The following is a 22,234-nucleotide window of genomic DNA, read 5'->3' on the forward strand; positions in this document are numbered from 1 at the left end:
CAGGAGTTTGCTATGTCCGACATCTGGCCCACCATCGCCGCCGAGCGCGGCGCGCTGGCCGACGACCTCGCCGGGCTGACGCCGGCGCAATGGGACACGCCGTCGCTGTGCGCGGGGTGGACGGTCCGCGACGTGGTCGCGCACCTGTCGTCGACCGCCGCGCTGACGCCGCCCAAGTTCTTCGTCGGCATGGCCAAGGCCGGGTTCAACTTCGACAGGTTCGCCAATGGCCAGATAGCCCGGCATCGCGGCCCTGATCCGGCCGGCACCCTCAACGCATTCCGCAGCCGGCAGCATGCCACCTCGGCGCCGCCCGGACCCAAGGTCTCCTGGCTAGGCGAGATCGTGATCCACGGCGCCGACGTGCGCCGTCCGCTGGGCATCGCGCACACCTACGCCCCCGGCGCGGTTCGTCGGGTGATCGACTTCTACAAGCGTTCCAACCTGCTCAGCGGCGCCAAGAAGCGGATCGCCGGGCTCGCCCTGCACGCCACCGACGAGCAGTGGCAACACGGCCGCGGCCAACGCGTCGAGGGCCCGCTGCTATCGCTGCTGCTCGCCATGACCGGCCGCGATGTCGCGGGCGACGATCTCACCGGACCCGGGGTGCAGACCCTGCGTAGCCGATGCTAGACACAAGGGCATGGAGATCCTGGCCAGCCGCATGCTGCTTCGGCCGGCAGATTATCAGCGCTCGTTGAGCTTTTACCGCGACCAGATCGGCCTGGCGATCGCCCGTGAATACGGGGCGGGCACAGTGTTTTTCGCCGGCCAGTCGCTGCTTGAACTGGCCGGGTATCCTCTCCAGGGCGACCCGGACCACTCCCGGGGCCCCTTTCCCGGCGCGCTGTGGCTGCAGGTGCGCGATATCGAGGCGACCCAGGCCGAGTTGGCCGGCCGGGGGGTGCCGATCACCCGCGAGGCGCGTCAAGAGCCGTGGGGCCTGCGCGAGATGCACGTCACCGACCCGGACGGGATCACGCTGATCTTCGTCCAGGTCCCCGAGGACCATCCGCTGCGGGTAGACACCCGTCTGCGCACTCCGCCGAACGTCGGGTGAACCGCTAGGTAACATCTGGCGACGAGTCGCAATACACCTGCATTTCGCGTACTCGTTTGATCGACAACGGAATACCCCGACCACCAGAATCAGGGCCTGTGAACATCGAGTTGTTCCTCTTGATCATCGTCGTCGTCACGGCACTGGCATTCGACTTCACCAACGGGTTCCACGACACCGGCAACGCCATGGCGACGTCGATCGCCAGCGGCGCCCTGGCGCCGAAGGCGGCAGTGGTCCTTTCCGCGGTGCTGAACCTGATCGGTGCCTTCCTGTCCACGGCGGTGGCGGCCACCATCGCCAAGGGTCTGATCGACGCCAACCTGGTGACCCTGGAGCTGGTGTTCGCCGGCCTGGTCGGCGGCATCGTCTGGAACCTGTTGACCTGGCTGCTGGGCATCCCGTCGAGTTCCTCGCACGCGCTGATTGGGGGCATCGTCGGCGCCACGATCGCGGCCGTCGGCGGACACGGGGTGATCTGGACCGGTGTGGTGTCCAAGGTGATCGTGCCGGCCGTGGTGGCCACACTGCTGGCCACCCTCGTCGGAGCGACCGGCACCTGGCTGGTCTACCGGATGACCCGCGGCGTCACCGAAAAGCGCACCGAAGCCGGCTTCCGGCGCGGCCAGATCGGCTCGGCGTCGCTGGTCTCGCTGGCGCACGGCACCAACGACGCGCAGAAGACGATGGGGGTGATCTTCTTGGCGCTGATGTCCTACGGCGCGGTCAGCAAGACCGCCGCCCTGCCGCCGCTGTGGGTCATCGTCAGTTGCGCGGTGGCCATGGCGGCGGGGACCTACCTGGGTGGCTGGCGCATCATCCGCACCCTGGGCAAGGGCCTGGTCGAGATCAAACCGCCGCAGGGGATGGCCGCCGAGTCATCGTCGGCCGCGGTCATTCTGTTGTCCGCGCACTTCGGCTACGCGCTGTCCACGACCCAGGTCGCGACGGGGTCGGTGCTGGGCAGCGGCGTGGGCAAGCCCGGCGCGGAGGTGCGCTGGGGGGTGGCCGGCCGGATGGTGGTCGCATGGCTGGTCACGCTTCCGCTGGCTGGGCTGGTCGGAGCCATCACCTACTGGCTGGTGCACCTCATCGGCGGATACCCGGGCGCGATCATCGGTTTCACCCTACTGTGGCTGACATCGGGCGCCATCTGGCTGCAGTCGCGCAAGGCGCGGGTCGACCACACCAACGTCAACGCCGACTGGAAAGGCAACTTGACGGCCGGACTGGAGTCCGTCCCAACAGCCGCCCCGAAACCCAGACCCGGTCCGACGCAGGTCCGCGAAACCATGCCGCCGTTCGACGCCGACGGCGCGATCACCACCCGTAACGCCTCATGAGTGCCTGGTTCAACTACACGGCCACGCTGAAGATCCTGATCTTCAGCCTGCTGGCCGGTGCCGCGCTGCCCGCGCTGTTCGCGTTCGGGGTGCGGCTGGCGGCCGTCGGCGCGGGTGGCGTCGATGGCGGCGCCCCGCCGCGGCGGCGTCCGGTGCTGCTGGCCATCAGCTGGGCGATCTACGCGCTGGTTTTCGCGGTGGTGGTCATCGGGGTGCTGTATATCGCCCGCGACTTCATCGCCGAGCACACTGGCTGGCTCATCCTCGGCGCCAAGCGCGCGTAACACCTTGGTCGCGGATCTGTCATGACATAGGGTTTGTCGGCGACACCGACGGGAAGATGTTACAGCGTGAACCGATTCCTTAACTCGATCGTCTGCTGGTTGCGCGCGGGATATCCCGACGGCGTTCCGCCGACCGACTCCTTCGCCGTGTTGGCCCTGCTGGCCCGCCGACTGACCAACGAGGAGGTCCAGGTCGTGGCCAACGAACTGATGCGGCGCGGTGAGTTCGACCAGATCGACATCGGGGTGGCGATCACCCAATTCACCGACGACCTGCCGTCACCGGAAGACATCGAGCGAGTGCGAGAACGGTTGGCCGCCAACGGCTGGCCCCTCGACGATGCTCGCGACAGTGAGGACTGCGTATAGCCATCCTGCGCGCATTGCACGTCCCATCGGGTTCGGCAGCCCCGTTGCTGTTGCCCGCCCTGGAAGGCGTTCTGGACGGCCGTGACCCCGCGATGGTCGTCGTGGGTGCCCGCCAAGCCGCCGCGCCGGGTGTCTTACGCGTCGGCGACCGGATCGACGACGACGTGGCCCTGGTGGTGCCGACGTCGGGCACCACCGGCGCACCCAAGGGCGCGCTGCTGACCGCGGCCGCCCTGACCGCCAGCGCGTCGGCCAGCCACCGCCGGCTGGGCGGGCCCGGCAGCTGGCTGTTGGCGCTGCCGCCGCATCACATCGCCGGCCTGCAGGTGCTGGTGCGCAGCGTGGTCGCCGGCTCCGTGCCCGTCGAATTGGACGTCTCCGCCGGCTTCGATGTCACCGAAGTACCGAGCGCGGTCCAGAGATTGGGCTCTGGTCGGCGATACACGTCGCTGGTCGCCGCCCAGCTGGCCAAGGCGCTCACCGACCCGGCGGCGACCGACGCGCTGGCCGAGTTGGATGCCGTGCTGATCGGCGGCGGGCCGGCTCCCCGGCCAATCCTGGACGCCGCGGCCGCCGCCGGCATCACGGTGGTCCGCACCTACGGAATGAGTGAGACCGCGGGCGGCTGCGTGTACGACGGTGTTGCGCTCGACGGGGTCCGGCTGCGGGTGCTGGCCGATGGGCGCATCGCGGTCGGCGGCCAGACGCTGGCCAAGGGCTACCGCAGCCCGGTCGACCCGGACCCCTTTGCCGAACCGGGTTGGTTTCACACCGATGACCTTGGCGCCGTGGACGATTCGGGCGTGCTGACGGTGTTGGGCCGTGTCGACGAGGCAATCAGCACGGGCGGGTTGACCGTGCTGCCGCAGCCCGTCGAGGCCGCGCTGTGCGCCCACCCCGCGGTGGCTGAGTGTGCGGTTTTCGGGCTCGCCGACGACCGGCTGGGCCAGCGGGTGGTCGCCGCGGTGGTACCCAGCCCGGGATGCCCACCGCCGACGCTGGACGCGCTGCGGGCACACGTCGCCCGCACCCTAGAGGTCACGGCCGCACCCCGCGAACTGCACATCGTGGACGCGCTGCCGCGGCGGGGCATCGGCAAGGTGGACCGCACGGCGTTGGTGCGCCGGTTCGCTGCCGGAGGCGATCAATAGGCTTTGCGGTCGTGAGGATTGCTCGCCGCGAGACGTTGGCGGTCACCGTCGGTCTTGCCCTGGTCGCCGCGGCGTTCGTGCTGCCGCGAGTGCACCTCGGCGTCGACCCGCGCCGGGATATTGGTCTGGAGCGGTTCGGATCGCATGCCGGCGCCGCGCCGATCTTTGGCTACTGGGACGTCCACGCGGGTTGGGGCACGTTGCCGGCCATCGTGCTGGCGGTGGCCGTCGTGGCATGGGGACCCGTGGTGGCGCAACGGCTTTCGTGGCGAGCGCTGACACTGTGCAGCTGGGCGACCTGTTGCGCATGGGCGTTTTCGCTGGCGATGATCGACGGCTGGCAACGCGGCTTCGCCGGCCGATTGACCACCCGGGACGAGTATCTGCCGGTGGTGCCCGGCATCACCGACATCCCGGGCACCGTGCGCACATTCGCCGGCCGGATAGTCGACTTTCAGCCCAACTCCTGGGTCACGCACGTCTCCGGGCATCCGCCGGGTGCGCTGCTGACGTTCGTGTGGCTGGATCGGATCGGGTTGCATGGCGGGGCTTGGGCGGGGCTGTGGTGTCTGCTGGTGGGCTCCAGCGCGGCCGCGGCAGTGGTGACCGCCGTGCGTGCGCTGGCCGATGAGCGGCTCGCGCGGCGGGCCGCGCCGTTCGTCGCGGTGGCACCGACCGCGATCTGGATCGCGGTCTCGGCCGACGGATACTTTGCCGGCGTCGCGGCATGGGGCATCGCGCTGCTGGCGGTGGCGGTGCACGCTGCGCCCCGGTTCCCGGCGTTGGTGGCCGGTGCGGCGGGCCTGCTGCTGGGCTGGGGGGTCTTCCTCAATTACGGCTTGGCGCTCATGGCCCTGCCGGCATTGGCGGTGTTGGTGTCGGCGGCGGACTGGCGGGCGGCGCTGCGGGCCGTGGCGCCGGCCGTCCTGGCAGCGGTGGCGGTGGCGGTTTCGTTCGCGATCGCGGGCTTTTTCTGGTTCGACGGCTACACCCTGGTGCAGCAGCGCTATTGGCAGGGGGTCGCCAAGGACCGGCCGTTCCAGTACTGGTCGTGGGCCAACCTCGCGTGTGTGGCCTGCGCGGTCGGACTGGGCGGTGTTGCCGGTCTCAGCAGGGTACTGGACCCGGTCCTCGACAGGGCCGGCGGGTTTCGCCGATCCGGTTTCCAGCTGCTGCTGCTGGCCGTCGTGGCCGCCATCGTCTGCGCCGACCTGAGCATGCTGAGCAAGGCCGAGACCGAACGGATCTGGCTGCCGTTCACCAGCTGGCTGACCGCCGCGCCCGCGCTGCTGTCGCCCCGGACACATCGGTTGTGGCTGGCCGTCAACGCCACGGGGGCCTTGCTGCTGAACAGCACCATCTTCACGAACTGGTAGCCTTTGCCCGCTCGCCGGTGCCAGGCCCCTTCGCGGCTGCGAATGCATAATGCAACTATGCTGCTAAGCAATTATTGCTGTTTGCGCCACTTTGGTTGCTGCCCGGCGCGTACCCATGATCGGTGCCGGGGCGTGGCAGGTGGCGTCACCTGGCGCCGGTGAGTTGGTCACGGTGCCGTCCCGCTTTGCCGCTCCGGCCCGTCGCCGATGCTGCACTGCCGGCCCACTGGCCGCGGAGGATCGGATGGAAAGCCCTGTGGGACAACGTCGCCGGCAGCCACTATCCGACCGTCCACTCCGCGCCGCCCGACCTCCGCTGACAGGCCCTGTCCCACCCCGCCATTCCGGGCCCGGCCGGGGAACCTCACGGAAAGCCGGTACCGGCCGGCGGGGGTCGCGGCGTGCACACCAGGTGTCGCCGCACAAGCACAAAAGATCGGTCGACTGCTGTCGTGCCTCCACAAGTCCACACCGGTCGGCGTGAAATCTCTTGTGTCACTCTGATTTCTCTGGTTTGTCGGCGGGGTGTCTTGTCAGTGCCCTCCGATAGTTTGGGCGTATGGATCGGGAGGTGATCACCGCGGCGTTCGACGCCCTCGATGCCGGCGTGGATGCCGTGCTGGGGTTGGATTGTGAGGCGTTGAGCACCCAGGAGCGGCTGGTGTTGCTAGAACGGGTGGAGCGGGTACGCCGGCGGCTGCCCGCGGCCGAGCATCCGCTGATCAACCAACTAGCACGTCAGGCCAGCGCCGAAGAGTTGGGCGGCAAACTGGCGCATGCGATCGCCGAGTGGACGCTGATCAGCCGCGCCGAGGCCACCCGCCGCATCGGTGAGGCCGCCGAGTTGGGGCCGCGGCGCGCACTGACCGGCCAGCCGCTGGCGCCGGTGTTGGCGGCCAGCGCCGCCGCCCACCGCGCCGGGCAGCTGGGCGGCGGCCAGATCGGGGTGATCCGCCGGTTCTCTCACCGGCTGCCCGGCTGGGTCGATGCGCCCACCCGCGACTGCGCCGAGGCCACGCCGGCCAAAAAAGGCACCCGGTTTCGCCCCGAACAACTGGCCGGGCTGGCCGACAAACTCGCCGACTGCCGCAACCCCGACGGGAATTACCGCGACAAGGACCGGGCCCGCCGGCGCGGCATCACCCTGGGCAAACAACAGGCCGATGGCATGTCGGGGCTGCGTGGCTGGCTCACCCCGCAAGGCCCGGGCCACCGTGGAGGCGGTGTGGGCCAAGCTGGCCGCCCCCGGCATGGGCAAACCCCGCCGACGAAACCCCGTGCGTGGACGGCACACCCAGCCAGCAGGGCATCGAGTCTGATACCCGCAGCACGGCCCAACGCCAGCACGATGGCCTCAACGCCGGGCTGCGCGCGCTGCTGGCCTGCGGCAAGCTGGGCCAACACAACGGCCTGCCGGCCAGCATCATCGTGACCACCACGCTGGCCGAGGCGGAGGCCGCCGCCGGCACCGGACTCACCGGCGGGGGCAGCCTGCTGCCGATGAGCGATGTGATCCGGCTGGCCCGCCACGCCCGGCACCATCTGGCGATCTTCGATCACGGCAAGGCGCTGGCGCTCTATCACAGCAAACGCCTGGCCTCCCCGGCACAGCGAATAGTCTTATACGCCAAGGATCGTGGGTGCAGCGCCCCGGGCTGTACGGTGGGCGGCTATTACTGTGAGGTCCATCATGTCACCCCGTATGCCCAGTGCCGCACCACCGACGCCAACGCGTTGACATTTGCCTGCGGCGCCCACCACCGCATGCTGCAACCCGGCGGCTGGAGCACCCGCACCAACACCCACGGCGACACCGAATGGAAACCACCGCGCCACCTGGTCCGCGGCCAACCCCGCATCAACCGTTCCACCACCCCGAAAAACTGCTCCGCGACGGGGACGACGAGGACGACGACCCTTAAGCTAGTTACAGCCCGGCCGCCCGGGTGACCCGAGCGAAGCGACTCCCCGGACCACAAGCGGCGCGGACCGTTGCGACGTCGTCGGCCACGTCGAAGTCGGCTAATCGCCGCACCGGCGCCACGTCAATGCCGTTGTCACGCAACGCCTTGAGGGTGAGCACCCCGGTGTCCGGCCGCGACATCGGCACGGTGCGCAGGCACTCGGCGGCCGCCGGCGTGCGCACCCCGAGCACCCACCACCCGCCGTCGTCGGCCAACCCGAGCACCGCCGGCGCCGCGAGCAGACGGCCTGCACAATCGGCCAGCAGCTCGGCGGTGACCTGCGGGGTGTCCATCCCGATCTGCAGCACCGGATAGCCCGTGAATTCACCGCCCGAGTCGGCGTGGGCGTTGACCAGCCGGTCGGCGAAGTCGTCGCCACGCTGCGGGATCACCGTGAACGACGTCAGGCGCCGCCGGATCTCGGCGGCGGCCGCGGCGGTGTCCAGGTCGCCGCTGAGCGCCACCACCCGCGCGGCCACCGGTGCGGCGGCCACCGCGTCCAGGGTGTCCAGCAGCGCGGCCGCGGCGATGTCGGCGGCGACCCGGTCGCCGACCGTCGCGGCCAGCCGTGTCTTGGCCCGGCCGGGCTCCGGTGCCCTGGCGACCACCAGCACGGTGACCGGTAGGCAGGTCATGAGATCACCTTCCAGAAGTCCACGATCGCGGTGATGCTGCCCCGCAGCGACCCGCTGACCTTGGATCTGCCGCCCGTGCGGGGACCGTAGCTGACGTCGAGTTCGACCACGCGCCAGCCCGCGGCCGCGGCGCGGACCAGCAGTTCCAGCGGATATCCCGACCGTCGGTCGACGACGCCCAGGCTCAGCAGCGCGTCCCGGCGGGCGACCCGCATCGGTGCGATGTCGTGTACCGGTAGGTGATGCCGCGTGCGCAGCCGCCAGCTCATCGCCACCGTGCCCACCCGGGCGACCCACGGCCAGCGCAGCCCCGCCACCGGGCGCCGCCGGCCGGTCACCAGGTCGGCACCCCGTTCCAGCTCGGCGACCAGCCTGGGCAGGTCACCGGGATCCAGCGAACCGTCGGCGTCGATCACCGCCACAATCGGCGTCCTCGCGGCGACCACACCGGCGTGCACCGCCGAGCCATATCCGGGCCGCGGTTCGGCAACCACCTCGGCGCCGCATCGGGCGGCTACCGCGGCGGTGCCATCGGTGCTGTTGTTGTCCACCACCAGGGCCCGGTAGCCGGCCGGAATGGCGGCCAGCACCGCCGGCAGCGACTCCTGCTCGTTGAGGCAGGGCAGCACCACCGTCACCGCGTCGTCGGGCATGCCCACCGACGATAGGGGACCTCAGAACCCCGGGAAGCGGCCACCACCCCCGGACGTCGGCTTGGGGGCCTGTTGAGTCGGCATGGGAGCCACGGTCTGCTGCTGCGTCGGGGCCACGGTCTGCTGCTGCGTCGGGGCCACGGTCTGCTGCTGCGTTGGGGCCACGGTCTGCTGCGTAGGCTGCGGAGCCACGGTCGTCGGAGCAGGAGCCACGGTCGTTGGAGCGACGGTGGTCGGAGCAGGGGCCACCGTCGTCGGAGCGACGGTCGTGGTGTGCGGCGTGGTCACCGGGGTCGTCGCCGGCGTTGTCGCCGGCGTTGTCGGCGGCGTGGTCACCGCAGTGGTCGGCGGTGTCGTCGGCGGCGTGGTCACCGGAGTGGTCGGCGGTGTCGTCGGCGGCGTGGTCACCGGGGTGGTCGGTGGGGTGGTCGGCGGAGTCGTCGGCGGGACGGTCGGGATGGTCGGCATTCCCGGCTGCCAACCGGGGAACGGCGGAATGATGACCGGGACCGGGATGGGCACCGGGGCAGGCACGACACCCGGCACGGCCGGCGCCTCAGGGGCCGGCGCCGCCGGCGTCCCGCCCACCCCTGGCGACGTTCCCTGCACCGGAATGGTGCCGCCCTGGAACCCGGCGGTGGGCTCGTCGGGCGGAGGCGGTGGCACCGGCGCCTGCTGCTGCGTCGGCAACAGCGGCATGAACTTCCCCGGCTGGGCGTTCTGGTGCCCCTCGACGGGCCGTGACGCCGCGGTCGGCCGGATGGTGACCGCGACCGCGACGGCCAACGAAGCGAAGCCGATGACCGCGAACGCCACCACCGCGTTGCCGATCAGCAGCGACCGGGTGCTCAGCCGCGCGGGACCAGCCCCGTCGGCGTCGACCTCGTCGGTGTAGTCGTCGAAGCCGTCGTAACCGACCGGCAGCAGTTCGTCGTCACCGGTTTGCGAGTACGCCAGCTGCTCGTCGGCCGGGCTTGGTTGCCCCGCCTCGGCGGGGCTAACGTACGCGGTGGCATCCCCGGGCAGCGGCGCGGCGATCGTGGCATCGACGGCCGGTTGGGCCATCGTCGCGGTGGCCGCACTCGCCGCCAGGGCTGCGCCGCGGGCCAGCGCGAAGGTGGGATCGTCGGGAACCTGCACGCTCAGGGTCGATCCGGCGCGCAGCTGGTCGGCAAGAACCGAGGTGTGCTCGGCGGAGGTGCCCAGCACCCATACGTCTCCCGCGACGCGGGTCTGGTCGTCGACACGGGCCAGCAACGTGTCGAACGTCGAGGTGGCGTCGGCCCCGACCGGCGCGGCGGCCAGCAAGGTCGGCGGCGCGTCCCCGCCACCGGCCACCGACAGGCTCGCCGTCTGGTCGCCCACCACCAGCACGGCGGAGCCCGAGCGTCCCAGCAGCGCGGTGGCCGCCTCCGACTCCGACACCACCGCCACGTCGCTGACGCCGGAATCGGTCAACGCCTGCCGCAGCTGGTTGGCCTTGTCCCGATCCGGCCAGCACAGCCGGGTGGCGAGCAGCCGGTGGTGGTCGTCGGCCAGCAACCGGTCCGTTCCGACCACGGTCTCGGCCAGCACCGCGACCGGGTTCTCCGCCACGTCGACCGAGGACTCATCGATCACGTCATTGCCCTGGGCGGCAGACCCCACCAGCGCCAGACGCGCGACCCGACCCGTGACCGCTACCCCCAGCACTAGGTCCATTTCCGGTCCATTTCGGCTCTCCTTCGGCTGGCCACCCCGCAACCAGCGGTCTCCCGGCATCATTACACTGCGATACCGTCGGCAGTATTCGTCATCACGGCAACACGGCTTCCCCTAGGAGCGCAGCGTAATCGGATTCCCGAACCGCGGCGGTGGTGCACCGCCCAACCCGTCCGCTAAACGCCGCACTCACCGCCACTGCCGCGTCGTTCGAACGGAGAACATGTTCGCAATCGAGCAACGCAGCGGCCCGGGCAGGTGGTTCCCCAGCCGCACCCTTGCCTCGGCGCTAGCCGACCCGGATCCCCGGCGGGCATCGTGAGCCTGAGCAGCGACGACACGCCCACCGGCCCGGTCGATGCCCCCACCGGCCCCATCACGGGCCTGGCCACGCGCCCGGCTCCGGCGACGCCGGAACCGATGCGAAAGCAAAACCTCGTTCGCGACCTGACCGCGGCCGCCCTGGTGGTCACGGCGCTGTTCGTTCCGTGGAACCTGTACTTTGGGTTCGGCATCCCGGACAGCAAACCGCCCCTGTTCGCGCTGCTGGGGCTGGTGACGCTGCTGTCGCTGCTATCCCTGGCGGTGCCGTATGCGGGTCCCTGGATGTTGTCCGGCGCGGGTTTCAACCCGGTCGCCGCCGGCCGGCTGCGCCTCGGGTTCAACGTCCCCTATCTGCTGTTCGTGGTGGCGTTCATCGGGTACGACGGGTTTGAGACGATCCGGTTCGGTGGCACCGTCCACGTGCCCGGGGGTATTGGTCCGGGGGGATGGCTGGGGGTCGCCGGGGCGGTGTTGAGCGCGCAACCGGTGATCATCCGCGCGACCGACGGCGATGACCGCCACCACCGCAGGTGGCTGCGCACCGCCCGGTTCGTCGGCTACGCGTCGCTGTTCGGTGCGGCGCTCAGCTCCGGGTTCAACCTGTGCTGGCGGCTGCGGTTCGCGTTGCGGGGCCCCGGCGGTGCGCTGGCCTTTGGCACGCAAAACGTCACGGTCGCCGTGACGGCGGTGGTGTACGGCGTGGTGGCCTTCGTCGCGGTCCTGGTCGCGTCGCGGTGGATCCTCAAGGGCACCCAGGATGCCCGGCTTACCACGCTGGCGCTGGGAGCCTCGACGCTGGTCGCCGGGATCATCGTGTGGGGTCTTCCCATCGGCCGGGAGATCGACGCGTTCCACGGCATCGCGCAGAACACGTCGACGGCGGGGGTCGGGTACGAGGGTTATCTGGCGTGGGCGGCGGCCGCGGCGCTGTTCGCGCCGCTGACGCTGTTCGGCCCCGCGAAGACCCGCGCCGACCAGGACGTGTGGGCCCCGGCGATGCGGAACGGCTTGCTGCTCATCGTCGTCTGGTGCCTGGGCTCGGTGCTGATGCGGATCACCGATCTGATCGTCGCGGTGATCCTGAATTACCCGTTCTCCCGCTACGACAGCATGACGTTGGCCGCCTTCGACCTGGCCACCGCGGTGCTTGCGGTGTGGCTGCGCGTCAACCTCGGCAACCGGGCGCTGGGTGCGCGCCCGATCTGGTCGCTGTGCGGCCTTTTGTTCACCCTCACCGTCTCTCGCGTCATCCTCGGTATCGTGCTGGCGCCCCGGTTCCAGCAATCCCCGGCCGTCTCGCCGAGTCCGGTGTACGGAAACAACCTGGCCCAGCAGATCACCAGCACCTTCGATGTGGTGCTCTGTGGGCTGGCCCTGGGCATCGCCGTCGCCGTCATCGTCACCGGGCGCCCGCGCCGACCGGCCCGACCCCGGCGGCCGCCCCACGATGCGCCCACCGCTGTGCTGTCCCGGCCGGCCGGGTCGCCCCGGATCTTCCGGTCAGCCACCCCAGCGCCGCCCCCGAAGATCTTCCGACCGCCCGGCAACCCGTCCTAAGGCGCGCCGTCACCGCAGCGGCGCGAACGCGAATTCGCGCAACCCTTGGTGTGGTTGGACGGCCGCACGAAAACCCAGCAGCCGGGCGGCCCGGGCGGGATCGGCCACGATGTGGCGCACATCGCCGCTGCGATAGTGGCCGGTGATGATCGGGGATGCGCAGTCGCGGGCTTCGCAGAGCGCGGTGGCCACCTGCAGGATCGAGATGGGCCGCCCGGAACACACGTTGACCGCGGTGAAGCCCCCGCGGTCCACCTCGACCAGGCGTGCCGCCGCCAGGTTGGCCGCGGCCACGTCGTCCACGTGGACGAAGTCACGCATCTGCCCGCCATCTTCGAAAACCCTTGGTGGCTCCCCTTTTTCGAGTGACGAACGGAAGATCGCGGCCACCCCGGAGTACGGGGTGTCCCGGGGCATGCCGGGGCCGTAGACGTTGTGGTAGCGCAACGCCACCACCGACCCGCCGGTCGATTCCGACCAGGCCAGCGCGTAATGCTCCTGCGCCGTCTTGCTGGCCGCGTACAGGCTTCGCGGCCGCAGCGCGGCGTCCTCGTCGACCAGCCGCCAGCCGACCGGCTGGCCGCAGGCCGGGCAGCGGTGCTCGAAGACACCGGCGTCGAGGTCGGCGCGCCGCCGCGGCAGCGGATCCACCGGACCGTGATCGGGACAGGCGTAGCTGCCCTGCCCGTAGACCACCATCGACGACGCCAGCACCAGCCGGCGAACCCCGGCGGCGAACATCTGCGCCAGCAGCACCGCGGTGGCGAGATCGTTGTGGCCGCCATAAGCCGGCGCGTCGGCCGCGTCGACGCCGGCGCCCACCATCGCCGCCTGGTGACACACCAGGTCCACACCGGCCAGCAGCGGTGCCAGCGCGTCGGCGTCGCGGATGTCGACGCGCTGGCATCCCGGCGGTAGCACCGGGTTGGGCCCGTGCGCGGCGGGCAAGAGGGCGTCGACGCCCACCACCTCATGCCCGGCGGCACGCAGCGCGGCCGCCACCCGGGATCCGATGAAGCCGGCCGCACCGGTCAGCAGCACCCTCACGGCAGCTCGAACGGCAACGCGACACCGGCGTGGTGCCGACAGTGGGTGCAGGTGCGTTCGCCGCCCACCCGGCCGATCGCGGCGCGCACCAACGTCTTGAGCAGCTGCACGTTCTCCCCGAACCCGGCGAACACCTCGGCGGCCTTCACGCCGTCGCCGACCGCGACACCGGCGTCCACATCGGTCACCAAAGCTATTGCCGCATAGCATAGTTCAAGTTCCCGAGCCAGCACCGCCTCCGGGTAGCCGGTCATGTTGACCAGGCTGAACCCGGCGGTGGCGAACCACTGGCTTTCCGCGCGGGTGGAAAACCGCGGGCCCTGGATCACCACCATGGTGCCGCCGTCGACCACACCGGGCAGACCGGCGAGCACCGTCCGCAGCGTCGGGCAATAGGGGTCGGCGAAGCTGGCGTGCACACCGCCGGAGTCGAAATAGGTGTCGGCTCGACCCGTGGTGCGGTCGACAAGCTGGTCGGGCACGACGATCACACCCGGCCGCAGCCCGGGGCGCAGGCTGCCCACCGCGCACGGCGCGAACACCCGTCGTACCCCGAGTGCCCGCAGCGCCCACATGTTGGCCCGGTAGGGCACCGTATGCGCCGAGTAGCGGTGACCCGCACCGTGCCGCGGCAAGAACGCGACCTCGTGCTCCCCGATCGTGCCGATCGTGATCGGCGCGCTGGGCCGACCGTACGGGGTGTCCGGGTCGATGGTGCGCACCGCCCCGGCGGAGTCGAAGAACGTGTAGAAGCCGCTGCCGCCGATCACTGCCAGCATCCGCCCATTGTGGTGCATAGGGCAGGATGCCCTGGTGGCCAGTTTCGCGCAGTGGATCTCCGGGGCGCGGCCGCGCACGCTGCCCAACGCCGTGGCGCCCGTGCTGGCCGGCACCGGCGCCGCGGCCTGGCTGCACGCCGCCGTGTGGTGGAAGGCGCTGTTGGCACTGGTCGTCGCGGTCGCGCTGATCGTCGGGGTGAACTACGCCAACGATTACTCCGACGGCATCCGCGGCACCGATGACGACCGGGCCGGGCCGACTCGATTGGTGGGCGCGCGCCTGGCGGCCCCGCGGTCGGTGCTGACGGCGGCCCTGGTTGCCCTGACGGTGGGCGCGGTGGCCGGGTTGGCCCTGGCGGTGCTGACGGCGCCCTGGCTGGTCGCGGTCGGCGCGGTGTGCATCGCCGGGGCCTGGCTGTACACCGGCGGCTCCAAACCCTACGGCTATGTGGGTTTCGGCGAGCTCGCGGTGTTCGTGTTCTTCGGCCTGGTCGCCGTCCTTGGCACGCAGTACACCCAGGCGTTGCGGGTCGACTGGGTGGGGCTGATCCTGGCGGTGGCAACCGGCGCGCTGTCGTCGGCGGTGCTGGTGGCCAACAACCTGCGCGACATCCCCAGCGATGCGCGGGCCGGCAAGATCACGCTGGCGGTGCGGCTGGGCGATGCCCGGACCCGGCTGCTGTACCAGGGGCTGCTGGGCACCGCCGGGGTCTTGACCTTGGTGCTGATGGCGGCCACCCCCTGGTGTGCCGTGGGCTGGGTGGCCGCGCCGCTGGCGCTTCGCGCCGCGCGGCCGGTGCGCTCCGGCCGCGGCGGGCCGCAGTTGATCCCGGTGCTGCGTGACACCGGGCTGGCCATGCTGGTGTGGGCGACCGCGGTGGCGGCGGCGTTGGCGTTTGGCCAGCTGAGTTAGCTTCGACTGGGCACTCGGGGCGGGCTCTGTCGGCGCGTCGCCGCCGTAGGCGCACACTCGAGGGGAACAGATAGGACAGGTATGACGGAGATCGCCACGACCAGTGGTGCCAAGAACGTCGGACTGCTCAGCGTCGGGGCCTACCGCCCCGAGCGGGTGGTCACCAACGACGAGATATGTCAGAACATCGACTCATCCGACGAATGGATCTACAGCCGAACCGGGATCAAGACCCGCCGGTTCGCCGCCGACCACGAATCCGCCGTCTCGATGGCGGCCGAGGCATGTCGACGGGCATTGTCCAACGCCTCCCTGACCGCGGCCGACATCGATGGCGTGATCGTCACCACCAACACCCATTTCCTGCAAACCCCCCCGGCGGCCCCGAGTGTCGCGGCGGCGCTGGGCGCCAAGGGTGTGCTCGGGTTCGATCTCTCAGCGGGGTGCGCCGGGTTCGGATACGCGCTAGGCGCGGCGGCCGACATGATCCGGGGCGGAGGCGCCGCCACGATGCTGGTGGTCGGCACGGAAAAGCTTTCTCCCACGATCGACATGCACGACCGCGGCAACTGCTTCATCTTTGCCGACGGCGCTGCCGCGGTGGTGGTGGGCGAGACACCGTTTCAAGGCATCGGACCGACCGTCGCGGGTAGCGACGGCGAACAGGCCGGTGCCATCAGGCAAGACATTGACTGGATCACCTTTGCGCAAAATCCCAGCGGCCCACGCCCCTACGTGCGGCTCGAAGGTCCCGCGGTCTTCCGTTGGGCGGCATTCAAGATGGGCGACGTCGGTCGACGGGCGCTGGACGCCGCCGGGGTCAAACCCGATCAAATAGCCGTGTTCGTGCCCCATCAAGCCAATAGCCGCATCAACGAACTGCTGGTCAAAAACCTGCAATTGCGGCCGGACACCGTCGTCGCCAACGACATCGAACACGCCGGAAACACGTCGGCAGCTTCCATTCCGTTGGCGATCGCGGAAGTCATGCAGACGGGCGCGGCCAAGCCACGCGATTTGGCCCTGCTGATCGGCTACGGGGCGGGCCTCAGCTACGCCGCGCAGGTCGTCAGGATGCCGCTGCATGGCGACGCCTGAGCGCTAATCTTCGTCCGGATGGTCGGGCACCGACTCGCCGCGCAGCCGGGCCCGCAACCGCTCACGTTCGGCGCGCCGACGCTCACCGGCCACCGCGAGCGCGGCGGTGGCGCGCAGCCGCAGCGGCCGCAACAGCCAAATACCCAGTGGCATCGCAATGATCAACGCGAACAGCAGCGCAACGACCAGCGGGAATTCGGTCACCCCGGCCAGCCGCGCCACCCCGTAGATCGCGGCGCTGACCACGACCACCAACAGCAGCCGGGCGAAGGCGTAGACCACGATGTCGACGACACCCCGAGCGGTCTTGTCGTTGGGCGCTGCTGGCACAGCCCGAGCCTACGGCGCGGGTATATTCGGTCAAAGGAGGTGTCGAGTGCTCTACCTGCTCCTAGTCGTGGTCTTGGCGACGCTGATCTACATCGGCTGGCGCGTGGCCCGGTCGCAACTGAACCGGCCCAAGACCCGCGTCATTGGACCTGACGACGATCCGGAGTTCTTGTGGCGGTTGGGACACGGGGACAACAACCCGCGTTAGCCGCACCAATCAGCGCTCGGTAACGCCCGGATTCACGCGTCGCTGGTCGCCGGGGAACCCATCGGCGATGACGGCGGCCAACTCGGTGAGCGCCTCGCGGGTGCCCCGCTGCAACCGGTCCAAAACGATTTCGGCGCCTTCCTCGAGATGCGGGTCGAACGGCACCACCCGCACCGCGCGGCAACGCCGGGCGAAGTGCTCGATGACCTTACCCACGTCGACCTTGCCCGCGCGTGGCCGCACCGCGTTGATCACCGCGACCGAGTTGCGCACCAGGTCGTCGTGGCCGTGCGCCTCCAGCCAGTCCAGCGTCGCCGAGGCGCTGCGGGCGCCATCGATGGATCCCGAGCTGACCACGACCAGCACGTCGGACCTGGCCAACACCGCCGACATCGCCGAATGCAGCAGCCCGGTTCCGCAGTCGGTGAGCACCAGCCCGTAGAACCGCTCCAGGATTTCCAGGGTGCGGGTGTAGTCGTCGGCGCTAAACGCGTCCGACGCGGCTGGGTCGGCGTCCGACGCCAGCACCTCCAGTCCGCTCGGCCCCTGCGAGGTGTAGCCGCGGACATCGCCGTAGCGCTCGATACCGTCGGCGTCGCGCAGCAGGTGCCGCACGGTGGCCGGCGTCTCCAGCGGGACCTTCTGGCTCAACGTGCCGCGGTCGGGGTTGGCGTCCACGGCCACCACCCGATCGCCGCGCAGGTCGGCGAAGGTGGCCCCCAAGGTCGCGGTGATCGTGGTCTTGCCGACGCCCCCCTTCAACGACACCATCGCGACCCGGTAGCAGCCCCGCAGCGGCCGGTTGACCTGGGCGACCAGGTTGTTGTACCGGGTCGCGCGGGGGCCTTCCCCCACGTTGATCAGCCGACCCGACAGCACGTAGAGCACCCGACGCCAGCCCTCCGACGGCGGCGGTTTGACCGGCCGCAGCAGCATGGTGGTGGACAGCTCCGGATACGGCGTGTGGGGCACGGGTTCCGGACGGTACGGGGGCCGCTCGGCCGGGGCGGGCGGGGTCTGGACCGGGCCGGGGTGGTAGGCGCCGTACGCCGTCGGATCCACCCGCGGCGGGCCGGTCAGCGATCCGGTGGCCGGGGCGGAGTCCCAGGGCGGCGGGTCGGCGGGCGGTCCCGGCGGCGGCGGGCCACCGGGCTTGGGTGCGGCGGCGACCGGCTCGGTGCGGTATCCCGCAAAGCCCCGCCCCGCCGTCTCAGCGCCGGTTTCCGGCGGTGGCGCGCCCGCGTAGGGCTGCGCCGGCAACTGGATGGTCGGATGATCGGTGGTGGCGTTGTCGTCATACCCGCGGGGGGCGCCCATCGTCGGATGCTCGGTCACGTGCACTCCCCCTGTTGCAAGGCTCGGGTCGGTCGCTGACGACCGGTCAGCCCACACCCGCATACGAGTGCAGGCCGACAGTCACCAGGTTAACGAAGAACAGATTGCCCACCATGGCCACGAACCCGGCGACGTTGATCCAGGCCGCCTTCCGGTCCCGCCAGCCCGCGGTCGACCTGGCGTGCAGGTACGCCGCGTACACCACCCAGGCGACGAACGACACGGTCTCCTTGGGATCCCAGCCCCAGTAGCGGCCCCACGCTTGCTCGGCCCAGATAGCCCCGAACATCACCCCGAAACCGAACACCGGGAAGGCGAAGATCGTGGTTCGGTAGGCGATCCGGTCCAGGGTCTGGGCGTCGGGCAACCGCCGCACCAGGCGTGCCGCGGCGCCCTGCGCATCGGGCGCGCCCAGTCGTGAGGTCCGCAGCAGGAACAGCACGCTGGCGATGCCGGCGACCAGGAACACCCCCGAGCCCAGGCTGACCACCGACACGTGAATGGGCAGCCAGTAGGACTGCAGCGCCGGCATCACCGGGGCGGCGGCGGCGTAGAGCCAGCGTCCGGACACCGTGAGCAGGATCAGCACCGGGACCAGCAGGAAAACCCACAGCGGCCGGTAGGTCGGTCGGCGCAACACGATCGCGCCCGCGACCAGCCCGGCAAAACAGGTCAGGTTGATGAACTCGTACATGTTGCCCCACGGCGCCCGCATGGTGGCCAGGCCGCGCAGCGCGATGCAGGCGGCCAGCAGTCCGATTCCCAGGTAGAGCACCGCCAGGCCGGCGCGCCCGACGCGTTCGTCCAACGGTCGCCGCGGGGCGTCGGCCACGATCCCGGGGGTGGCGCTGTCGGCGGCAACCGATCCGGCCGGTACGGCCACCGGCGCAAGCTGGCGGCCTCGGGTGTATGCCAGCTCGACGGCCAGCAGCAGCAACGCGACCACCAGGGTGACCACCGCCGAGGTGAACGCCCAGTCCGAGCAGCTGGCCAGGGCGATGTTGATGTGCGCGGTGTTCATGTGACGTCCCTTCCGGTGCCCGCGGCCGCGTCGGCCATGTCGGCCATGTCGGGGGACCGCACGTCGAACCCGGCCAGCAGCCGCGCGGTCAGCCGCTCGAACTCGTCACCCCACCCGGAGTTGTCGGTGCGTGCCAGGCCGCCCAGCTCGACGTTCACCGTACCGGCGACCGCCGGGGTGATCCGTACCCATACCCGGCGGCGGCGCACCAGCAGCGACACCAGCAGACCGGCCATCATCGTGATCGCGAAAACCAGCACCCACCTCTGGCCGGGGTCGTGGGAAACCTGCAGGTTGACGAACGGCGTGGCGCCGTCGAAGCGGACAACGGTACCGGCCGCCGGGCCCTGGTCGATCCGGACCTGCTCACCGGCCCGCAGGTTGACCCGCTTCTCCTTGGTCAGCCGGCCCTGCTCGATCAGCCGGGGATCCAGGGTGAACAACGGCTGGGGGCGGCCACTGTCCAGGCCGGTGTCGCCGCGGTAGATGTCGATGGCCACCGCGGGATCGTCGAGCGCCGGAAAGCGCGACGACAACAGCGTGCCATCGAGCTGCTCGGTGGGGGCCAGCAGGCCCTGAATGGCGATCTGGTGCTTGCGACGCTCGTCGGCGTTGGGGGAGCTGCCGGCCGGCGGGTCGATGCGGGCCACACCCGACGACAGCAGGGTCCGTGGGTTGTCGGGCCGCCACTGCACGGTCGACACCCGGGCCTGCCCGTTGGGGAACGTCACCGTGAAGGTGGGCGCGTAGCCGTGGCCCTGCAGGTACACCCGGTCGCCGCCGACCCGCAGCGGGTGGTTGACCGCCAGCCGGTAGGACCGCCAGGTGTTGGTCGTCAGGTCGTTGCCGGCCTGATAGTCGATGTCCGCGGCGAACGAGGTGGCCTGCCCGGACGGCAGGTAGTGCGCCGCGAAGTCGTTGACCCGCAGGCAGATCGGGTGCAACGACGTGCCGTCGACGGTGTTTCCGGCGCGAAACGAGTCGAACGCCGCCGGCGACGCCGAGCAGAAGCCGGGACCGCCGTCGGCGATGACGACCACGGTGCCCTCGTAGCCGAACAGCTTGCCGACGGCCACCGCGACCAACAGCCCCAGCAGCGAGAAGTGGAACACGATGTTGCCGAATTCGCGGAGGTAGCCCTTTTCGGCGGATAGCTCCACGGCCTGGTCATTGTGCCGGGTTATGGTGCGCCAGCCGCGCAGCCGGCCGGCGATGGTGGCCGCCAGCTCCTCGGGGTTGCCGACGGCGGTGGAGCTGGCGTGCTTGGGCAGCCGGGCCAGGTTGCGCGGGGCGGACACCGGCGTGGCCCGGAGGCTGCGGGCATGCTCGATCATCCGCGGGACCAGGCAGCCGACCAGGGAAACGAACAGCAACACGTAGATGGCGGTGAACCAGAAGCTGGAGAACACGTCGAAGGCCTGCAGCTCGTCCAGCCACGGGCCGAGCACCGGATGCGCGGCCAGGTAGTCGTCGACCTTGCCGGCGTTGAGGGTGCGCTGCGGCAGCAGCGCGCCCGGTATCGCGCCCAGCGCGAGCAGGAACAGCAGCACCAGCGCGGTGCCCATCGAGGTCAGCGAGCGCCACGCGTTGCGCGCCTTCCCCGCGAGCAGACGCAAAAGCCCCCAAAATGGCCCATTTTGGGGTGCTTTTGCGTCTGCTCGCCCACTCAAATCGGCAACCTCACGTCGGACACGAAGGCGTCGCGCAGCCACCCGACCACGTCGTTCCACACCCCGGTGACCAGCGCCGCGCCGACGGCGATGAGCAGCGCACCGCCGAAAATCTGGATGGCTCTGGTGTGCCCGCGCAGCCAGCGAAGGCCGGCCACCGCCCACGCCGAGCCGAGCGCCAGCAGCACGAACGGGATCCCTAGCCCCAGGCAGTAGGCGATCACCAGCACGATGCCGCGCGCCACGCTGGCACCGTCGGTGGCCGAGGCGACGGTGATCACCCCGGTCAGCGTCGGCCCCAGGCACGGAGTCCAGCCAAGCGCGAACACCGCGCCCAGCAACGGCGCCCCGGCAACCGTCGTCCAGTGCCGCGGGGTGAACCGGGCCTGGCGCTGCAGGGCCGGGACCAGCCCCACGAACACCAACCCCATGACGATGGTCAACACACCGCCGACCCGCTGCAACACCAGCTGGTTGCCGATGAGCGTGCTGGTCATGCCCAGCACAACGACGCTGCCCAGCACGAACACCGTGGTGAACCCCGCCACGAACAGCGCCGCGGATCCGGCCACCCGCCACCGCGCGGCCGGCCGCGCCGGCTCGTCGACCCCGACAGCGGCGGCCAGATACGACAGGTAGCCCGGCACCAGCGGCACCACACACGGTGAGGCGAACGACACCAGCCCCGCCAGCACGCACACCCCTAGCGCCAGCAGCAGCGGCCCCGCCGCAGCGAGCTGGGTGAGCCCGGTCATTGCCGTCCGGGCGGCTGCCCCGCCCCGGGCTCGGCGGCCACCCGCTGGACCACCGGTTGCAGATCCTCGGCCAGCAGTTCCCGCAGGAACACCGCGGCCACCCGGTGCTGGCGGTCCAGCACCAGCGTGGACGGAATGACGGTGGTCGGGTACTGGCCCCCGAAGGCGATCAGGGTGCGCATCGCCGGGTCGTAGATCGACGGGAACGTGACGTGCCGGTCGTTGACGAAGTCCTGGGCAGCCTGGCGGTTGGTGTCCCGGACGTCGATCCCGAGGAAGGCAACCCCTAAGGCCCGCGTCGCGTCAGACACCCGCTGCAACTGACCGACCTCGGCCCGACAGGGCCCGCACCACTGGCCCCACACGTTGACGACGACCACGCGGCCGGCGAACGGGCCGGTGGGGTCATCCAACGACAGCGTGCGCGCCGGATCCACCAGGTCGGGCCCGGACAGCCGCCCCGGGCGCCCGCGGCTGGCGGGCGGGTCGTAGAAGATGTCGGTCTTGCCGCCGGGCGAAACGAATTCGAAGGTGCCGCCCTGGGCGACGGCGTCGCGCCCTGTGCAGCCGGTGAGCGCCCCGGCGAACAGCGCCAACGCCGTCCCCACAATCGCCGGCCGCCGCATGATCATGGCGCCGCTCCTCCGCATCGCTTCGCTCT

22 protein-coding genes and 1 pseudogene are annotated in these 22,234 nt (G+C 70.6%); 12 read left to right on the forward strand and 11 right to left on the reverse strand.

Annotated elements, in window-relative coordinates:
• The first annotated feature begins 12 nt into the window (after positions 1–12).
• From G6N20_RS14300 to G6N20_RS14335, 8 genes and pseudogenes are all read left to right on the forward strand, one after another.
• Entirely contained in the window at positions 13–633 is a 621-nt protein-coding gene (locus G6N20_RS14300) for a maleylpyruvate isomerase family mycothiol-dependent enzyme (RefSeq protein WP_083047943.1), read from the forward strand.
• 10 nt (positions 634–643) lie between these two features.
• Positions 644–1,060 carry a VOC family protein gene (locus G6N20_RS14305; RefSeq protein ID WP_083047942.1) on the forward strand — a complete coding sequence of 139 codons (417 nt, stop codon included), beginning with the start codon at positions 644–646 and terminating at the stop codon, positions 1,058–1,060.
• Positions 1,061–1,158: 98 nt separating this feature from the next.
• Complete coding sequence (locus tag G6N20_RS14310; protein WP_083047941.1) at positions 1,159–2,403, forward strand: inorganic phosphate transporter; 1,245 nt, start codon at positions 1,159–1,161, stop codon at positions 2,401–2,403.
• Positions 2,400–2,687, forward strand: a complete 288-nt coding sequence (locus tag G6N20_RS14315; protein ID WP_083047940.1) for a hypothetical protein — start codon at positions 2,400–2,402, stop codon at positions 2,685–2,687. Before G6N20_RS14310 ends, G6N20_RS14315 begins: the two co-directional genes overlap by 4 nt.
• Before the next feature lie 66 nt (positions 2,688–2,753).
• On the forward strand, positions 2,754–3,056 hold the full coding sequence (locus tag G6N20_RS14320; protein WP_083047939.1) for a DUF3349 domain-containing protein: 303 nt from the start codon (positions 2,754–2,756) through the stop codon (positions 3,054–3,056).
• A 92-nt stretch (positions 3,057–3,148) separates the two neighbouring features.
• A complete protein-coding gene (gene menE, locus G6N20_RS14325; protein WP_232065535.1) occupies positions 3,149–4,207 on the forward strand; it encodes an o-succinylbenzoate--CoA ligase in 1,059 nt (352 codons plus the stop codon).
• Positions 4,208–4,218: 11 nt separating this feature from the next.
• The gene (locus G6N20_RS14330; protein WP_083047937.1) at positions 4,219–5,583 is read left to right on the forward strand and encodes a hypothetical protein; all 1,365 of its coding nucleotides are present in this window, start codon (positions 4,219–4,221) and stop codon (positions 5,581–5,583) included.
• Between the two features lie 559 nt (positions 5,584–6,142).
• Positions 6,143–7,505, forward strand: a pseudogene (locus G6N20_RS14335) (HNH endonuclease signature motif containing protein).
• Between the two features lie 5 nt (positions 7,506–7,510).
• Here G6N20_RS14335 and G6N20_RS14340 read toward each other — a convergent pair.
• From G6N20_RS14340 to G6N20_RS14350, 3 genes are read right to left on the reverse strand one after another with little or no spacing between them, the layout of a single operon-like run.
• On the reverse strand, positions 7,511–8,182 hold the full coding sequence (locus G6N20_RS14340; protein ID WP_083046682.1) for a TIGR04282 family arsenosugar biosynthesis glycosyltransferase: 672 nt from the start codon (positions 8,180–8,182) through the stop codon (positions 7,511–7,513).
• A complete protein-coding gene (locus G6N20_RS14345) occupies positions 8,179–8,835 on the reverse strand; it encodes a glycosyltransferase family 2 protein (RefSeq protein WP_083046681.1) in 657 nt (218 codons plus the stop codon). Before G6N20_RS14345 ends, G6N20_RS14340 begins: the two co-directional genes overlap by 4 nt.
• A 21-nt stretch (positions 8,836–8,856) precedes the next feature.
• Positions 8,857–10,536 (reverse strand): hypothetical protein, encoded by a 1,680-nt coding sequence (locus G6N20_RS14350; protein ID WP_083046680.1) that lies wholly within the window; start codon positions 10,534–10,536, stop codon positions 8,857–8,859.
• Positions 10,537–10,956: 420 nt separating this feature from the next.
• On the opposite strand from G6N20_RS14350, the gene G6N20_RS14355 reads away from it, so the two are divergent.
• Positions 10,957–12,417: a DUF7937 domain-containing protein gene (locus tag G6N20_RS14355; protein ID WP_232065536.1), complete on the forward strand. Its 1,461-nt coding sequence runs from the start codon at positions 10,957–10,959 to the stop codon at positions 12,415–12,417.
• A 9-nt stretch (positions 12,418–12,426) separates the two neighbouring features.
• On the opposite strand, the gene G6N20_RS14360 is transcribed toward G6N20_RS14355, so the two are convergent.
• Positions 12,427–13,464, reverse strand: coding sequence for an NAD-dependent epimerase/dehydratase family protein (locus G6N20_RS14360; RefSeq protein ID WP_083046678.1), 1,038 nt, complete (start codon positions 13,462–13,464; stop codon positions 12,427–12,429).
• Positions 13,461–14,243: an S-methyl-5'-thioadenosine phosphorylase gene (locus G6N20_RS14365; RefSeq protein ID WP_232065350.1), complete on the reverse strand. Its 783-nt coding sequence runs from the start codon at positions 14,241–14,243 to the stop codon at positions 13,461–13,463. The genes G6N20_RS14360 and G6N20_RS14365 overlap by 4 nt, the downstream gene beginning before the upstream one ends.
• Before the next feature lie 34 nt (positions 14,244–14,277).
• Between G6N20_RS14365 and G6N20_RS14370 the strand changes: the two genes are divergently transcribed.
• Positions 14,278–15,156, forward strand: a complete 879-nt coding sequence (locus G6N20_RS14370) for a 1,4-dihydroxy-2-naphthoate polyprenyltransferase (RefSeq protein ID WP_083046676.1) — start codon at positions 14,278–14,280, stop codon at positions 15,154–15,156.
• Between the two features lie 81 nt (positions 15,157–15,237).
• Complete coding sequence (gene fabH, locus G6N20_RS14375; protein ID WP_083046675.1) at positions 15,238–16,254, forward strand: beta-ketoacyl-ACP synthase III; 1,017 nt, start codon at positions 15,238–15,240, stop codon at positions 16,252–16,254.
• 3 nt (positions 16,255–16,257) lie between these two features.
• On the opposite strand, the gene G6N20_RS14380 is transcribed toward fabH, so the two are convergent.
• A complete protein-coding gene (locus G6N20_RS14380) occupies positions 16,258–16,584 on the reverse strand; it encodes a DUF4229 domain-containing protein (protein ID WP_083046674.1) in 327 nt (108 codons plus the stop codon).
• 46 nt (positions 16,585–16,630) lie between these two features.
• Between G6N20_RS14380 and G6N20_RS14385 the strand changes: the two genes are divergently transcribed.
• On the forward strand, positions 16,631–16,792 hold the full coding sequence (locus G6N20_RS14385; RefSeq protein ID WP_142271902.1) for a hypothetical protein: 162 nt from the start codon (positions 16,631–16,633) through the stop codon (positions 16,790–16,792).
• A 9-nt stretch (positions 16,793–16,801) separates the two neighbouring features.
• Here the strand turns inward: G6N20_RS14385 and G6N20_RS14390 are convergent, their stop codons facing one another.
• The 5 genes from G6N20_RS14390 to G6N20_RS14410 form a co-directional block, all read right to left on the reverse strand.
• The gene (locus G6N20_RS14390) at positions 16,802–18,127 is read right to left on the reverse strand and encodes a MinD/ParA family ATP-binding protein (RefSeq protein WP_372516301.1); all 1,326 of its coding nucleotides are present in this window, start codon (positions 18,125–18,127) and stop codon (positions 16,802–16,804) included.
• Positions 18,128–18,173: 46 nt separating this feature from the next.
• Entirely contained in the window at positions 18,174–19,148 is a 975-nt protein-coding gene (gene ccsB, locus G6N20_RS14395; RefSeq protein ID WP_083046673.1) for a c-type cytochrome biogenesis protein CcsB, read from the reverse strand.
• Positions 19,145–20,713, reverse strand: coding sequence for a cytochrome c biogenesis protein ResB (gene resB / locus G6N20_RS14400; RefSeq protein ID WP_083046672.1), 1,569 nt, complete (start codon positions 20,711–20,713; stop codon positions 19,145–19,147). The genes ccsB and resB overlap by 4 nt, the downstream gene beginning before the upstream one ends.
• Before the next feature lie 101 nt (positions 20,714–20,814).
• On the reverse strand, positions 20,815–21,573 hold the full coding sequence (locus tag G6N20_RS14405; protein WP_083046671.1) for a cytochrome c biogenesis CcdA family protein: 759 nt from the start codon (positions 21,571–21,573) through the stop codon (positions 20,815–20,817).
• Positions 21,570–22,199, reverse strand: a complete 630-nt coding sequence (locus tag G6N20_RS14410) for a TlpA disulfide reductase family protein (RefSeq protein WP_083046698.1) — start codon at positions 22,197–22,199, stop codon at positions 21,570–21,572. The genes G6N20_RS14405 and G6N20_RS14410 overlap by 4 nt, the downstream gene beginning before the upstream one ends.
• Positions 22,200–22,234: the final 35 nt, after the last annotated feature.

It is taken from the genome of Mycobacterium shinjukuense (assembly GCF_010730055.1).
Lineage (GTDB): Bacteria > Actinomycetota > Actinomycetes > Mycobacteriales > Mycobacteriaceae > Mycobacterium > Mycobacterium shinjukuense.